The following is a 16250-nucleotide window of genomic DNA, read 5'->3' on the forward strand; positions in this document are numbered from 1 at the left end:
TTATTAAACTTTTAATTATTTTTTATTTTTACAAGAAAAAAAAGCGAATACCATAAACAAAATTCCAAGTTTAAGTATATTTTTCATAATTAATTATTTGATGTTTTTTATAGTTAAAAAATTAATAGTAAAGTGTTTATACTTTTCTAAAACTAAATTAAAAATAAAATCTAAATAATAAATTAATGTTATAATACTATATGGTTAATAATTAAAACAGGGCTAACATAACCAAAAACTGCACAAAAAAATGCTAATAAAAATGAGTTGTATACTAATTTTTAACTGTAGCAATAACCTTATCTAAAATACTTTTCATAACCTCCATTTCTTTTTTATCTACAGAAAAACAATCTAACTTTTCTACCAGTTTCTGAGGAATTTCTAAGGCCTTTTGGTGTGCGTCTTTACCTTTTTTTGTTAATGATATAATTACCATTCTTTCATCGGTTTTAGACCTATTTCTTTGTAAGTAACCATTTGTTTCCATTCTTTTTAATAATGGCGTAAGTGTGTTGGTTTCTAACAATAATTTTTCTGAAATATCTTTAACAGGAATTTCATTATTCTCCCAAAGCACCAATAAAACTAAGTACTGAGGATAGGTAATATTTAGCTCATCTAACAAAGGTTTGTATTGTTGTATAAGCAGCCTAGATACAGAATACAGAGGAAAACAAATTTGGTTTTCTAATTTAAGTGGATTGTAATTTTCTTCCAAAAGCATATATTTTAGAGCTATTATTTTTTAATTTTTTGTTTTAAAAAACCCAATGCGCCTGTAGACCATAATGCCCAAAGTATTAATACAGGCTGAAAAAATAGTCTAATTAACCTTTTGTTATCTGTATTAAGCCCAAAAGAGTCTATTTGGTTTACGTACTGGTTTATATTACCGGGAAAAATTAACACAAAAAATATAGCCAAAGCAATACCTGTTTTTACTTTAAGCTTGCGGCCAACAATCATTAAAACACCCAAAACAATTTCTACCACACCAGATACAAGCACTACAAAATCCATAGTATCTGTTTTAGAAGATAACCAGGTTGGCACTTGTGCTAAAAACTCTGTTCTTAAAAAGGTTAAATGCCCTACTCCTGCGTAAAGCATAAAAGAACCTAATAATACCCTAAAAATATTTTGTATACTGCTTGTATTTGCTTTTGTTGTATTCATATCGTAAAAGTTTTAATCGTGAACGATACAAATATATAAATAAAATATAATTTAAGCGGTTTATTATAGATGCAAAAAAAAGCCGAACAATGTAAAAATCTAATTAAGTGCGAGTTACAACTACCTTTTTTTCCAAAAAAACTATGCTCTAGTTTTTAGTAGTACAAATTGCAATGTGTAGTTTTGTTTAATTTTCCCAAACAGAATAAGCTAAAACTTCCCATTTTCCATTTTTTTTATAAAAATTACCACTGCAACCAACATCTTCTATATTAAAAGACAATCCAAATTCTGTTGTGTCATTTTTTATATGTAAGGTATGTATTATTACAAGGTCTTTTATTTTTTCAACTTTTAATTCCGCTTTAGATACAATTCTAACTTTTTGTCCAAACTTATTTAAACTAAAGTTTTTTTTAATTATATCTGTTTCCAAAACTTTAATAGGTAACCTTTCTTTTAATTCTGGGTGATAAATCCACTGTAGATTAGGCAAGTCTAGTATTTTTTGAACAATTACTTCAGCTTTCTTAAAATCTGACGTTACAGGTTCTGCTTTGGTAAGTATACTTTCAGATTCTGAAGCTTTTCCCAATTCCGTCTTTTTGGAATTAGTACACGAAATAAAAAGTAAAATTATAAACGTAAAACCTATTATTTTATTCAATTTATAAATTCTTAGTAACAGTTAATAATAGAAACTTATATAGAAAAAACTAACTTTTCAGATAAGCACAGAGTTAAATTTTTAAATTTTGTTTTTATTTTTTTCTATTTAAAAAGCCAAATCTAAAAGAATTGGCGGACTGGCGGACACTCTAAATATACCCAAACTTAGCGTTAAGCTCCAAAACCCGTATTGATTATAGCCATTGTTACCACACGTTTTTTATTTCAGGTTGATATTTATATGGATTTTTAAATTCAGTTTTTCCATCGTGATATATTAAAAAATCCGCTTTGTCTTCTTTAAATTCCAAAGTCTCAATTTTATTGATTCCAGTAACACAGGAGTTATTTCCTACGTGCTTTAATTTGTCCATAATTAGCACTGTAGTTTCTGTAATAAAAAGACTTTCACCACAAGCCATAAATCCACCGTCTCTAACCTCTATATTATGCTTTTTATCAATTTCAAATTTCGCTATTGGCGGATGAAAGGGCATTGCAAGAAGATAGAAAAAGATAATTGGCATTTCCCAAATCAGACTTGAAACCCCAAATATTGCAAGAGGTATTGTCAAAATTCCGCTATAAATTTTGGTTCCAGTTTTTTTAGTTAATCCAAACAATATAACTGTAGAAATTAAGAAAGTCAGTCCTAGAATTGTAGTCGTATATTTTCCTTTAAATCTTAAATCAAAAACTAAAAATATCGAACAGATTATAATTCCAATTAAAGAGTAAAACGAAATTCTTTTAATAATCTTCTCCAATTTGGGAAAGTCAGATTTTGTCAAAATCAGCACTAAACTAATTATTAATAAAACCGCTATCAAAACTAAAAAATTCGTCATTTCTCAAATGTGTGGTAACGTGTTTGTATATGGTTTGTTGCGTGGTTTAAACACCTAATTTAGCAAATAAAAACCGAATAGAAAATCCGCGAGGATTTTCAGAAGTAGGCGAGAACCAGCAATTACTTATAGCCATTGTTGTAGCCAGTTTTTTATTCAATATTATTCACTAATTCTTTTATGTCTTTTTCAAAACTACCTGAACGGTACCACATTCTAGGGACAAATCTTCGTACTTCTGTTCTAGACTCTTTATCGTAGTAACGCCTATGATATTTTTTTGTGTCTCGACTGTAGTCGGCCATATGCTTATCCCATATTTTGTTAACTTTAGAAAGATTCTTATTTATTGCATTATTGTAGTCTTCTAACGAATCAGGTTTGTATAATCTTGTCATAAGGAAAAGTTTTGCAAAACCACTTTTATCTTTTCTAGCACCACCGTTGCTACTTGGAAAAGGTATTTTTTGTTGCATTAAATATCCGAAGTAAAATTTATCTAATTCTTCAATAGAATCCAAAGAGTTTAAAGAAGTATCAAAACTTTGGAAAAGCCTCTTCTGTGATGCTTTATTAATTTCCCCTTTGACAGAATAATAAATTCTAAAAAATAAATTTCTTTCAATCAATTCTGTTCTATTAATATATCCGTTTTTAATTCCGTCTTCAAATTCCCCTCTTTTTCTTTCTAGCAAAAGACCATATCTTTCGTATAAGGTTTTTTGTAATTTTTTATAAACTACATCATTAGCAAATTTATCTGCATTTAGAACAGGCGTTTGTTGATTTGTGGCGTTAGATACTCTATCTATTAGTTCGACTTTACTTTGCTTTTGTTCAAAGTTCTCAGGTGTATCTAGGAAGGTGATTACCTTAAGTAAAACTTCCTTATTTTGAAAAATGTCTAAATTATCTTGATTATCTTCTAATAGTCGACTTAGTGTGAATGCAGTCTGACCACCATTTATAATTTGTGGATTCTTAACTGATAATTGAGCCTTATTCTTTTGTCCTATTCTTTCATTAATTGAGGAATCATCAGACAACATTGTAATTCCATTATTAAATAAGGCAAACTCATTTGTTGATTCATTTATTATAGTCTCCTTGATGGCTGAATTAACTTTTTTTCCATCAAATTCTAAGTAACTTCTTGGGTTGTACTTCAGAACAGAGTTTTTATACTTTAGAAGAACCTTTGCTATTTCTATGGTCGGTACGAAAAGTACAGTTATTTCACATTCTCCGTTTTTTGTAGTTACTGTATAACTAATTTTACTTCCAGCATTTTTATTACTTAAATCAAGAGAGATATTTAATTCTGTTGCATTGAAAAATGTTCCAGTAATAACAGGGAAAACTAAATCATTGTAGCATTTTTCATAATTGAAGGCAGTGACAGGATAACCTCCAGTAAGTTGTTTAAATTTCGAGTTTGGAATATTTTGCTCAATATTAGCAAGTAATATAACCTCATATCTATATCTTCCAATATTTTCTATTTCAGAAACTTCTCTTTGAAGTTGCTTTATTTTTCCATTATAATCATTTCCTTTTTCATCTTGAGTATTGCCATCTAGAATTTCATTGATGTCCATTACTAGGATTTCATCAAGTGCAATTTTCTTTGATTCAAAGTTATCTTCATTTGTTCTAAATTTAGATTGTATGAAATAGATGGTTCTAGATTCTTTGTCAATATAATAACCATCAATTCCGCCATCATATGAGCCATCAGTAATATATCTTTCTCTCTCTTCAAACGATAGCAAGCCAAATCCAACTTTTAAGTATAAATGTATAAATGCTCTAGACCTACTTTGGTTTGTCTTTTCGAGAGTTTCATCAGAATAAAGCTTTGTATATTTTTCTGGCTTTGACTGAATTATTTTATCTAAAATATTGGTTAATATGGCGTATTTTTTCATTAGTGTAATTCAGTTTTTCAAATTGGCTACAACTACATATAAACTCAAGTCATTGCGTTTATTACGCAAGTACGGCTGTATAAACGCACATATTCTATTTGTAGTTGTTATTTTTTCTCACAATTTATAATTATTTTTTGTATTGTAATTACGGAAATGTATAATTGCCCTAAAATAGTTTACCAATGGTATATTTTTAATGGTAATGTGCTGCAAAACAAAAAAGCAACACTATTATAGTGTTGCTCTTTAAAAAGAGAGGTTCTTTTGGGGAACAGTCTCGTCTCTTACAATTACAATTTAAAACCAACTAATTAACTTTACTAATTTTCCTACAAGTTACAATCTAAATTTATATCTTAACTAAACATATGTATGGTTGTAGCAAAATACTTTACCAATGGTATGTTTTTAATGGTAAATGGCACAAAATGCTTTATTTACAAAAAAAGCAACACTAAAAATAGTATTGCTTTTTACATATATATAGGGCTGTTTTGGGGAACAGTTTAACTGTTGTAATTTTCTTTGGGTATGTTTTTAAAAAACTCTGCAGCATTTAAATTACCCGTTGGACCATAACCTATTAAGGCTGTGCCTTTATTGTTGTCTTCTGTTTTTATAACGTATAGTATAGACATATCAGACGGGTTACTCATACCCTCATACCTGTGTTCTTCTACCACAAAAACTTGTTGTGGCGTGTATTTGGTTTTCTCTGCAACGTCTACCAATTTGCCATCTACCACGCTAAAGTTACTGGTGTAACCTTGGCTTTGGTATTTTTCTATGTTATCTCTTTCGTTTTTAGCATATTCATTACTCATAGTTTGTGTGTTTTTGTGATTAAAAAATAGGCAGATGCTTATTTAAAAATTTTTTTAATTACTAGTAGTGCTCCGTATTTACGGGCTAATTTATAAGCCCAACCAAACCAGTTGTAAGGTTTTAAGTCTTCTGCAACTTGGTGTTTTTGTGCTTTTAGCTCTTCTACTAGTATTTGCCTTTCTAAACTAAGCCTTTTCAAATCTAGCTCTATTTGCTTAAATGATGTGTATTGCATAGTTTGTGGTTTAATCAAAATATGTTTTAGACATATTTTTAATTAATATTTTATCTATAAATGTTCTTCTACCATATACCAACAAGCCCAACAGTATAAATATACCTCCTACTGCTGCATACCCTAATGGTATATTATTAAACAAGTCTCCTAAAGCCAATGCAGCGCCAATTGCCATAAACAAAAATGCTAACAATAGTAGGCCTCCTATAATAACTGTTTTTACCACGTAGGATGATGTACTTGTTAACTGCTGAAAAACTTTTAACTGGTAGTATTTTTTAGATACTTCTACGTATTGTTTTCCGGCCGCTGCGGCTTCTGTTGCCGTTTTGTCTATGGAGTTAATTACACTCATTTATGACTTCTGTAATTTTTTGTTTTTAGCCTTTAACTCCTTTAATTTACCTTCTAATTGGTTAATTACATCGTCTGCTTTATAGCTAGCATCAGATACTAAGTTTTCAATTCTAGTGTCCAAAGTTTCTTTATTAGTTGCTACTGTTGCAGCTACTGTGTTTCTTAAGTCTAATGCGCTTTCTGCAATAGTCTCTTTTGTTGCTACAGCTTCGTCTACCAATTTTCTTCTGGTATTAATTCCTTTGTCTGGCGCAAACAAAATTCCTAATGTTGCTCCTACTGCGGTTCCTGCTAATACTCCTAATAATGTGTTACTGTTATTGCTCATGATTTTTATATTTTATTTGTTTGTTTTACAAATTTCAGAAAACTTTAGGCGTTACATTGCCGCAAATGATATTATCCTTAACTCATTTACCATAAAGCATTTGCGTTACTTTTATTTTTTTTTGCGATACTATTTTCTTTGCCATTCTTGTATACTTGTACACACACACTAAAAACTATAACAATGAAAAGAGATTTAAAACAAGGAGAAGAAGATATTAAGTTTATGAAAGAAGAAGACAAAAAAACTAGCAACTACTTATTTCAGAACAATACCATTACTATAGTGGCATTTGTAATTGTAATTGCAGCATTAATATTATTGTCTATTGCTGTTTTTAGCACAGGAACAGAATTGTAATGTTTTTTTTATTAGACTGACAATTATCATATTATAGGTGGGTTTTAGCCAATATCTTTACGGTATGAAACATAAATACACCAACAAAAAATGAAATTATCTATAATATTATCTAATTTAAACAATGGTAAAATAATGATTGCCATTTTTGCACTAGTATGTATTGTACTAGTAGCAATAGTTGTAGGTTTTTTAATGAATAGTACTAAAAAAAAAGAATAATACGTGGTTAATGGTTAGTTGTAATAATTGATTACATGTTTGGTTGAAATGAAAAAGCAGGTTTTTAAAACCTGCTTTTTTTTATGTTTATATTTTAAATGTTACTACGGGTATGGTGGCGTGGTTGGCAACATCTTCTCCTATGCTACCCATAAAAAAGTGAGATAAGCCTTTTCTGCCGTGTGTAGATATGGCTATTAAATCTGCATTTGTTGTATTGCTGTAATTTAAAATTCCTTTTTCTACAGTATAGTCGTTATAAATTTCTACTTCTATACCGGCATTGGTTTTAGATATAAACTGTGCTATTCTGGTGTAGGCATCTTCTGTGCTTAAAAAATTATCACCTGGTGTATTTATGTACACGTAGTTTATTTTGGCTCCTAAAAGGTTGGCAAAACTTTTTACTTTATGAAAAGCTGGTATGTTGTCTTCATTAAAACTAGACGCAAAAACTATAGAGTTTACTGTAAAATCTTCAATATCGTCTTTAATTACCAAAACTGGCACTGTTGCATTACGTACTACACGCTCTGTATTGCTACCTATAAAAATTTCTTCCAAACCATCTACACCGTGGGAGCCCATAACAATTAAGTCTGCTTTGTGCTCTTCTGCAACCTCATTAACCTCACTAAATACTTTGTAGTGTTTTATTATTGGTGTTACTGTTATATCTTTTAAAAATGGTTTGTCTAAAAATTCTGAGAATCTTTTTTCTGTAAGTTTTAATAAAAATACAACTTGCTCTTGTGGTAATCCTTCAGAAGAAATCATTACTGCATTTAGTTCTAACATATGCAAAACTACAAGCTCTGCGTTTTGCTTACTAGCTAAAGATGCAGCAACTTTTAATGCTTTATTAGATTGATCTGAAAAATCTACAGGTACTATTATTTTTTTCATGCGTAAAATTTAAAGTTTATAATTAAATTGTCATTGAAAATAGTCTTGTCTGCGGTGTTTTTTGATGTAGTAACACATCAAAAGCCATACATATATTTCTAATAAAAGGCCTGCCTTTATCTAATACAGTTAGCTTTGTAGAAGAAATTTCTATAAGACCATCATTCTTCATTTCTTGTAACTTGTCTAAAGTTTCGCTTAGTTGTGCAAACTCTTCATTTTTGTTACTCCAAGAAGTTTCTAACCTACACATCAAATTTAAAATATGTTTTCTAATTACAACATCTTCTTGTGTTAAAATGTGTCCTCTATAAATAGGAATTATATTATTAAATACTAAATGATTGTATTCTTCTAAACTTTTAACATTTTGCGCAAAACTATACCAACTATCACTAATACTAGAAACACCTAAACCTATCATTACTTGTGTTTTAGATGGTGTATACCCCATAAAATTTCTATGTAAATTGTTAGTTACCATAGACTGGTATAAACTATCATTCTCTAGGGCAAAATGATCCATACCTATTTCTTTATAACCTACTTTTGCTAGTAAGTTTTTTCCTTTTTGATATTGCTCTCTTTTTTGTGTTGCAGTTGGTAAATCTTCATCTTTATAACCACGTTGCCCATTACCTTTTAACCACGGTACGTGTGCGTAACTGTAAAAAGCCAACCTATCTGGCAGCAATTCTTTTGTTTTTAAAATGGTTTCTTCTACGTGTTCTAAAGTTTGGTGTGGTAATCCAAAAATAATATCGTGCCCAACAGAGGTATACCCTATTTCCCGTGCCCATTGTGTTACGTTTTTTACGTTACTAAAAGGCTGTACTCTGTTTATGGCTTTTTGCACAGTACTGTTATAATCTTGCACGCCATAGCTTACACGTCTAAAACCTACATTGTATAGTGCTTGTAAATGTTCTTTAGTAGTGTTGTTTGGGTGGCCTTCAAAACTAAACTCGTAATCTGCTGCGCGTTCTGCTTTTCTAAAAATACCATTTATAAGTGCCTGTAAGTTTTCTGGCGTAAAAAATGTTGGTGTGCCACCACCCAAATGCAACTCTTTAACAATTGGTTTTTCTGGTAACATATTGCAATACAATTGCCACTCTTTTAATACTGCTTGTATATAAGGTGTTTCTACTTCATGCCTTTTGGTAATGCGTTTATGGCAACCACAAAACGTACAAAGACTTTCGCAAAAAGGTAAGTGTATGTACAAACTTATGCCTTCTGTAGCATTACTTTCTTTAAAAGATTTAATTAAGGTACGCTCCCACTCCTTACCAGAGAACGTGTTAATATTCCAATACGGAACGGTTGGGTAACTTGTATAACGTGGACCTGGAATATTGTATTTCTGAACTAAATTGCACATTTGTATAGCGTATTTTTAAGGTAAAAATACAGGCTATTTTATGCTATAACTATGACAAATGTCATACTACCAAAAAAATACAATTTAGGCTTTATGCCAAACTATGCACGTTGGGGTATTTATGTCTTTTATTTGGTGTGATAGGGTTAACGTACCTGCATCTTTATTTCTTTTAAAGACACTTACATCATTAGAGCTTTGGCCTGCAACCAGCAACCAATCTTCAGACGGAGACAAGTTAAAATCTCTTGGTGTTATACTATTTGCATCTACACGCTCTACCAATGTTAATTCTCCCGTTTTTTTATCTACCTTAAAAACTATAATTTGACTAGTGGTTCTTTCTGATGCGTATAAAAATTTTCCGTTATCACTTATTCTAATGGCTGCCGCACCTGGCAGACCTATAAACGATTCTGGTAACAATTTTATGGTTTGCAACAAACTACTGTCTTTAGTTGTAAATACACTTACAGTACCAAACATCTCGGTTAACACATACACAAACTCTTTTTTAGGATGAAAAACACAATGCCTTGCTCCGCTACCGGCAGCTACTTTAAAATTTAAATTAGCCCTGTTCATAAAACCAGTATTGCTACCTTTTTCATAGGTTTTAACAGCATCTAAACCTAGGTCTGTTACATACATTCTGTTTTTATTGTACAAGCACATATGTGCGTGCGGCCCTTCTTGTCTGCCTGGGTTTACTCCTTTACCGGTATGTTGTAAAATTTGAGCATTTTGCACAAAACCGTTTTTCTGTATGGCATACACCTCAGCATTTCCTGTACCATAATTGGCAACAGCAACTTCTTTACCATTTGGTGATATGGCTATGTGGCAAGGGTATGCGCCGTGTATGTATTTTTCATCTATAAATGTATAACTACCATTACCGTTGTGTTTAAATACTTTTAGTTTTGGTGTATCTTCATAAGCAATTTCTTCAATAACATACAAACAATTGTTTTTATCATTATACGCAAAATAGCTTGGGTTTTTAAGCGGTAAATGTCCTATTTCTGTAGTAGTACCAGTGTTTTCATTCCATTTTAAAATGTAAATACCTTTACTTTTCCCAATTAGGGTTTCAGACATTTTTTGGGTGTAACCACCAACCAATACAATCATAATTTAAATGCTAGTTATTTAAAACACAAATTACAAATAAAAGAATAACATTACTTTATATGCTACTTTAAATTTACAACAGTATTTGTAAAACCTGTATAATAGAGTTTTTAATAAAAAAAAAGGCTAAAACAAGCTGGTAAGTACCAAACTGTTTTAACCTTTTGTAATTTATATTATACAGTTACTATAAAGTAGATGGACAAACATATTTTGTTATATTCATATCTGCTTTACGCATAGCTGCAAAACCACCTGCTATGTCTACCAAATTATGAATTCCTCTACTTTTTAAGATAGATGCAGCTATTACAGATCTGTAACCACCAGCACAGTGTATATAAAAAGTTTCTTCTTTAGGAAACTCTGCTAAATGGTTGTTTAGCATACTTAATGGCGTACTTGTAACATCTACTAAATGCTCTGACTGGTACTCGCCTACTTTACGAACATCAAAAACAGGTGCATTTTTTTCTATTATTTCTTTTTTTGCTTCGGTAGCAGAAATAGAACGTAAACTATCTACTTCCTTACCCGCAGCTTTCCAGGCATCTATACCACCTTTTAAATAACCAATAGTATTATCAAAACCAACACGAGATAAACGTGTAATTGCTTCCTTTTCTAGTCCCTCTGGTACAACCAAAACAATAGGTTGCTTAACATCTGCTATTAAAGCACCAACCCAAGGAGCAAAACTACCGTTAAGACCAATAAAAATAGACCTTGGTATGTGTTCTTTTACATATTCATTTTGATGCCTAACATCTAAAACAATTGCATTAGTTTCATTTGCTACAACCTCTAACTCTTCTGGTGATAGAGGTCTTGTACCTCTTTCCTGCACAACAGCTATATCATCATACCCTTCTTTATTCATTTTTACATTAAGTGGAAAATATTTTGGAGGTGGTGCTAAACCATCTGTAACCTCTTTTATAAATTCTTCCTTAGTCATATCTGCACGTAGGGCGTAATTCATTCTCTTTTGGTTGCCTAATGAGTCTACGGTTTCTTTCATCATATTTTTACCACAAGCCGATCCTGCACCGTGAGCTGGGTACACAATAACATCATCTGCTAATGGCATAATTTTGTTACGTAAACTATCAAACAAAAAGCCTGCTAAATCTTTTTCTGTAATTTCACCAGCTTTTTGGGCTAAATCTGGTCTTCCCACATCTCCTAAAAACAATGTATCACCAGAAAAAATAGCGTGGTCTTTACCGTTTTCATCACGTAGTAAATACGTTGTACTCTCCATAGTGTGTCCTGGTGTGTGCAATACAACTATAGTTACATTACCTAATTTAAACTCTTGTAAGTCTTCTGCTATAAGGGCATCAAAACCAGTATTTGCGTTTGGTCCAAAAACTATTGGTGCACCAGTAGCTTTAGATAACGAAAGGTGTCCGCTAACAAAGTCTGCATGAAAATGGGTTTCAAAAATATATTTTATTGTAGCATTATCTGCTGTTGCTCTTTTTATATAAGGATCTATTTCTCTTAACGGATCTATAATTGCCACCTCTCCATTACTCTCTATATAGTAGGCACCTTGTGCTAAACATCCTGTATAAATCTGTTCTATATTCATAGTCTATTTCAATTTTGTAAACGCGTAAAACTACGTTAATTATTTTTTTTAGTTACTGATATTTATCAGTTAAAGTTTTTTTGATGTGCAACCTTGGCTCTTAGTATAGATATTTCTTTAGGCTCATCAAAATACGTTACTGCTTCAGATGTTTTTACAAACAAAAACTCTCTGTGCAACTCCGTTATAATTCCGCTTGTAAAAATAATGTCTCTTGCAGGGCCAATTGCACCAGCAACATAAAACTGTATATTTTTTTCGTGAATTTCTTTTATTACTTTTTCTAGCATTTGTGCAGCGCTAGAGTCTATATAATTTATAGCTTCGGCATTTAATATTACACCTTTTAAAGCGGCACCTTTTTTATGTATGTGTTTGTACAATTCTGTTTTAAAATAGCCTGCATTACCAAAGTACAATTGTGCATCAAACCTAACAATTAATAAATCTTCTCTGGTAATTACTTCTGTACCAAACCTACTTACATTTTTGTAATAATCTGTTCCCTCTACATTACCTAAAACCGCAAAATGTGGTTTAGATGTTCTGTAGACCATTAGTAATAATGAAAATAAAACGCCTACCAAAATACCTTCTTTAATACCTATAAAAACCGTACAAATAAATGTTGCTAACAATACTAAAAACTCGTCTTTACGGTGTTTCCATAGTTCTTTGGGGTAAGCTACGTCTATTAAACCAAATACAGATACCATAATTATAGATGCCAATACTGCTTTAGGTAGATAGAAAAATAATGGTGTTAAAAATAATAACACCACCACTACCATTATTACACTAAAAAGTGATGCTAAATTTGTTTTTGCTCCTGCCTCATAATTTATAGCAGACCTAGAAAAACTTGCAGTAACCGGAAAAGATTTAAAAAAAGAACCTACCATATTTGCAGATCCAATAGCTATTAACTCCTGGTTTGGATTTATAGTTTCTTCTCCTGTTTTTTCTTCTAGAGCTTTACCTATAGATATTGCCTCTAAATACCCAACTAAAGCCAAAGTAATGGCAATTGGCCAAATATCTAATATGTTTTTTATATTTATGTTAGGTACACCAAATGAAGGTAAACCATCTGGAATTGCACCTACTATTTTTACGCCGTATTGCTCTAATTTTAAAAAGTAAACAGCCAAAATACCCAATACAACTACAAATAAAATAGACGGTATTTTTTTATTTATTTTTTTTACTACCACAATTATAAGTATACCAACCATACCAATAGCAAAGTCGTACATATTGGTTTCTGCTACTTTTGCAAATACATTTTTTATTAGCGTTACAAATTTGCTACTGCCCTCTATATTTGCACCTAGTAAATGTTTAAGCTGACTAAACATAATTATTATTGCTGCACCAGATGTAAAACCACTAATTACAGGTTTAGACATAAAGTTTACTAAAAAACCCATTCTAAAAAGTCCTAGCAGAAACTGAGTAGCACCAACCAAAAAAGCAAGTACAATTGCCATTGCAATATAATCTTCTGTGGTGGTAAGTGACAAAGCTCCTAAACCTGCTGCAACCAATAAAGAATCCATAGCAACGGGCCCAACAGCCAACTGCCTAGATGTTCCTAAAAAAACATACATTAAAGTAGGAAACAAGGCTGCATACAAACCATATACAGGTGGTAAACCAGCTATCATAGCATATGCCATACCTTGCGGAATTAAAATAATACCCACCGTAAAACCAGCAAGTAAATCTTTTATAAAATCTCCTTTTTTATAGGTTTTAAGCCAAGTAAGTATTGGAAAAAAATTATGCATTAGGCAAATTTACAGTTATTGTTTTATAGTATAAATATGATATTAAAAAAAGGGTGACAAATTATAACATAAGTTACAAATTAGAAGGTGTTAAAAACACTTTATATTCTGCTGGCAAGTTACCTATATGGCTAAACCCTTTAAATAATTTGTTTTGTGCAACATCATAAGGATAAAATGTAATAGGCTCTATACATAACATAGTGTCTACCTCTGTCCATAACATTAACTCTTTAAAACCTTGGGTTTTTATAGTAATAGTATTTGTATTTTGTAGTCCTGCTTTAGTAACATCTCTTAAAGGATAAGCCACACTACCTGCAGCTTTTATATCTTGTACACTAGTTTTAATATTTTCTCCGTAACTAATTTGCGTAGTACTACTTTCTGTTTTAAAAGCTGGGTGATACCCTAACATATACGGCATACCTTCTTCTGCTGTAATTGTAAATGTAATTTTTAAACCAGTGTTGGTAAGTTGGTATTTTTTTTCAAATTGAAAATCATATGGCCAGTACAATTCACTTACGGTAGATTTATTTGGATATTTAGAATTGGTTACTTTGGTATTGGCCTTATACTCCTTTTTAAAAATTGCTGTATTAGTACTATTTTCTACCAGTGTATATGCTAACTCTCTTAATAAACCATGTTGGTCTTGAACAGCATCTCCTTTAGGCGTCTGTACTTTAAAATTTGCTTCTGCAGTAGGCCCAATTATAGGAAACATTTCTGTATCTGCATTACGCCATCCCGGATCTCCCTTTTGGTGTATAAATTCTACATCATTAACAATGTAATTTACCAGTTCACCTTTATCAATCTTAACGGTTTGGTTTGCTAATTTAAGTGTTATCATGCTAAACAAATTATAGCACACAAGTTACTATTTTATATCAAAATAGACTTTATCTTCTTCTGTAATTTGTCTTTTTACAACACAAGGATTACCTACTGCAATAACATTACTAGGTATATTTTTGGTTACTACACTACCAGAACCAATAACACTGTTATCTCCTATAGTTACACCTGGATTTATAACCACGTTGCCACCAACCCAAACATTATTACCTATAGTTATTGGCAAAGCGTGCTCATAATGTTTATTTCTAATAGTATGGTGTATAGGATGTGTTGCAGTATATATTGCAACATTAGGACCCAACATTACATTGTCTCCTATGGCAACTTTAGCACAATCTAATATAGTAAGGTTATAATTAGCAAAAAAGTTAGCGCCAAGTTCTATATTATAACCATAATCACACCTAAAAGGCGGCTCTATATAGAACCGCTTAGGTGTTTTTCCTAAAAGCAAAACTAGGTCTTGCTTTTGTTCTTTTAGTTGTGAGGGTCTGCGAGAGTTAAAATTAAAAACAATATCTTTTGCTTTTAAGCGCTCTGCTGCTAATTGTTTGTTATAAGGAGAATACGGCTTACCAGAAAGCATTTTGTCTTTTTCACTCTGCATAGGCACTACTATTTATTCTATAAAGTTTTGCTCCCTCATCCAATCATCATTAAACATTTTACCAACATACCTACTTCCGTGGTCATGAAAAAGTACTACTACAACATCATCTTTTGTAAAATGTTCTTTTAATTGTAACACACCTTTAATGGCTGCACCTGCACTATTACCTAAAAACATACCTTCTTCTTTAGCCAAGCGTTGTGTGTAAACAGCAGCATCTTTATCGGTTACTTTTGTAAAACCATCAATAATACTAAAGTCTACATTTTTAGGTAAAATATCTTCACCAATACCTTCTGTTATGTACGGGTAAATCTCATTTTCATCAAACTCACCAGTCTCATGATATTTTTTAAATACAGAACCATAGGTATCTACACCCCAAACTTTTACATTAGGATTTTTAGATTTTAAGTATTTACCAACACCAGATATAGTACCACCAGTACCAACACCAACAACAAAATGTGTTATTTTACCTTCTGTTTGCTCCCAAATTTCTGGACCCGTACTTAAAAAGTGTGCTTTTGCGTTAGACGGATTGTCATATTGATTTACATACCATGAATTTGGTATTTCTTCTCCCAAACGTTTAGAAACTGAGTAGTATGAGCGTGGATCCTCTGGCTCTACCGCTGTAGGGCAAACAACAACCTCTGCACCTACTGCTTTTAAAATATCTACCTTTTCTTTAGACTGTTTGTCTGCCATTACAAAAATACATTTGTATCCTTTTATAATAGCTGCCAATGCCAAGCCCATTCCTGTATTACCAGAAGTACCTTCTATAATAGTTCCGCCTGGTTTAAGCCTTCCGTCTGCCTCTGCATCTTCAATCATCTGTAAAGCCATACGGTCTTTTACAGAATTCCCAGGATTAAAAGTTTCGTATTTAGACAATACCAAACAAGGTAATTCTTCTGTTAGTTTATTTAATTTAACTAGCGGTGTGTTACCAATAGTCTCTAAAATATTCTCTGCGTAATTCATTTAAATAATTTCTAT

The 16250-nt window shown here is 31.5% G+C and carries 19 protein-coding genes; 2 read left to right on the forward strand and 17 right to left on the reverse strand.

Annotated elements, in window-relative coordinates; translation table 11 throughout:
• Positions 1 to 274: 274 nt before the first annotated feature.
• The 9 genes from BFJ87_RS15260 to BFJ87_RS15300 all read right to left on the reverse strand — a co-directional run bounded on the left by BFJ87_RS15260 (position 275) and on the right by BFJ87_RS15300 (position 6375).
• Positions 275 to 727, reverse strand: a complete 453-nt coding sequence (locus BFJ87_RS15260; RefSeq protein WP_077406609.1) for a MarR family winged helix-turn-helix transcriptional regulator — start codon at positions 725 to 727, stop codon at positions 275 to 277.
• A gap of 14 nt (positions 728 to 741) precedes the next feature.
• Positions 742 to 1179 (reverse strand): DoxX family protein, encoded by a 438-nt coding sequence (locus BFJ87_RS15265; RefSeq protein ID WP_077406612.1) that lies wholly within the window; start codon positions 1177 to 1179, stop codon positions 742 to 744.
• A gap of 187 nt (positions 1180 to 1366) precedes the next feature.
• Positions 1367 to 1774 carry a hypothetical protein gene (locus BFJ87_RS15270; protein ID WP_077406615.1) on the reverse strand — a complete coding sequence of 136 codons (408 nt, stop codon included), beginning with the start codon at positions 1772 to 1774 and terminating at the stop codon, positions 1367 to 1369.
• 280 nt (positions 1775 to 2054) lie between these two features.
• A complete protein-coding gene (locus BFJ87_RS15275) occupies positions 2055 to 2615 on the reverse strand; it encodes a hypothetical protein (RefSeq protein ID WP_139344266.1) in 561 nt (186 codons plus the stop codon).
• 233 nt (positions 2616 to 2848) lie between these two features.
• Positions 2849 to 4624, reverse strand: a complete 1776-nt coding sequence (locus BFJ87_RS15280) for an AIPR family protein (protein WP_077406622.1) — start codon at positions 4622 to 4624, stop codon at positions 2849 to 2851.
• Between the two features lie 509 nt (positions 4625 to 5133).
• Complete coding sequence (locus BFJ87_RS15285) at positions 5134 to 5451, reverse strand: hypothetical protein (protein ID WP_077406625.1); 318 nt, start codon at positions 5449 to 5451, stop codon at positions 5134 to 5136.
• A gap of 38 nt (positions 5452 to 5489) precedes the next feature.
• Positions 5490 to 5687, reverse strand: a complete 198-nt coding sequence (locus BFJ87_RS15290) for a hypothetical protein (protein WP_245799649.1) — start codon at positions 5685 to 5687, stop codon at positions 5490 to 5492.
• A gap of 10 nt (positions 5688 to 5697) precedes the next feature.
• The gene (locus BFJ87_RS15295) at positions 5698 to 6045 is read right to left on the reverse strand and encodes a hypothetical protein (protein WP_077406631.1); all 348 of its coding nucleotides are present in this window, start codon (positions 6043 to 6045) and stop codon (positions 5698 to 5700) included.
• A complete protein-coding gene (locus tag BFJ87_RS15300) occupies positions 6046 to 6375 on the reverse strand; it encodes a YtxH domain-containing protein (protein ID WP_077406634.1) in 330 nt (109 codons plus the stop codon).
• Positions 6376 to 6558: 183 nt separating this feature from the next.
• On the opposite strand from BFJ87_RS15300, the gene BFJ87_RS16935 reads away from it, so the two are divergent.
• Both BFJ87_RS16935 and BFJ87_RS17100 read left to right on the forward strand, forming a co-directional pair.
• Entirely contained in the window at positions 6559 to 6735 is a 177-nt protein-coding gene (locus tag BFJ87_RS16935) for a hypothetical protein (protein ID WP_171974524.1), read from the forward strand.
• A 90-nt stretch (positions 6736 to 6825) separates the two neighbouring features.
• Positions 6826 to 6957, forward strand: a complete 132-nt coding sequence (locus BFJ87_RS17100) for a hypothetical protein (RefSeq protein WP_262487738.1) — start codon at positions 6826 to 6828, stop codon at positions 6955 to 6957.
• Positions 6958 to 7044: 87 nt separating this feature from the next.
• Here the strand turns inward: BFJ87_RS17100 and BFJ87_RS15305 are convergent, their stop codons facing one another.
• The 8 genes from BFJ87_RS15305 to BFJ87_RS15340 all read right to left on the reverse strand — a co-directional run bounded on the left by BFJ87_RS15305 (position 7045) and on the right by BFJ87_RS15340 (position 16235).
• On the reverse strand, positions 7045 to 7863 hold the full coding sequence (locus BFJ87_RS15305) for a universal stress protein (protein WP_077406637.1): 819 nt from the start codon (positions 7861 to 7863) through the stop codon (positions 7045 to 7047).
• A gap of 22 nt (positions 7864 to 7885) precedes the next feature.
• Positions 7886 to 9247, reverse strand: coding sequence for an oxygen-independent coproporphyrinogen III oxidase (gene hemN, locus BFJ87_RS15310; protein WP_077406640.1), 1362 nt, complete (start codon positions 9245 to 9247; stop codon positions 7886 to 7888).
• Between the two features lie 84 nt (positions 9248 to 9331).
• Complete coding sequence (locus BFJ87_RS15315; RefSeq protein WP_077406643.1) at positions 9332 to 10381, reverse strand: lactonase family protein; 1050 nt, start codon at positions 10379 to 10381, stop codon at positions 9332 to 9334.
• 187 nt (positions 10382 to 10568) lie between these two features.
• Positions 10569 to 11978 carry an MBL fold metallo-hydrolase gene (locus BFJ87_RS15320; RefSeq protein WP_077406646.1) on the reverse strand — a complete coding sequence of 470 codons (1410 nt, stop codon included), beginning with the start codon at positions 11976 to 11978 and terminating at the stop codon, positions 10569 to 10571.
• Between the two features lie 65 nt (positions 11979 to 12043).
• Positions 12044 to 13768, reverse strand: a complete 1725-nt coding sequence (locus tag BFJ87_RS15325) for a SulP family inorganic anion transporter (protein WP_077406648.1) — start codon at positions 13766 to 13768, stop codon at positions 12044 to 12046.
• A 73-nt stretch (positions 13769 to 13841) separates the two neighbouring features.
• Positions 13842 to 14627 carry an aldose epimerase family protein gene (locus tag BFJ87_RS15330; protein ID WP_077406651.1) on the reverse strand — a complete coding sequence of 262 codons (786 nt, stop codon included), beginning with the start codon at positions 14625 to 14627 and terminating at the stop codon, positions 13842 to 13844.
• A gap of 27 nt (positions 14628 to 14654) precedes the next feature.
• Complete coding sequence (locus BFJ87_RS15335) at positions 14655 to 15242, reverse strand: sugar O-acetyltransferase (RefSeq protein ID WP_077406654.1); 588 nt, start codon at positions 15240 to 15242, stop codon at positions 14655 to 14657.
• Between the two features lie 12 nt (positions 15243 to 15254).
• Positions 15255 to 16235: a PLP-dependent cysteine synthase family protein gene (locus BFJ87_RS15340; protein WP_013621769.1), complete on the reverse strand. Its 981-nt coding sequence runs from the start codon at positions 16233 to 16235 to the stop codon at positions 15255 to 15257.
• Positions 16236 to 16250 lie beyond the last annotated feature (15 nt).

This window comes from Cellulophaga omnivescoria, from assembly GCF_001999725.1.
Classification (GTDB): Bacteria; Bacteroidota; Bacteroidia; order Flavobacteriales; family Flavobacteriaceae; genus Cellulophaga; species Cellulophaga omnivescoria.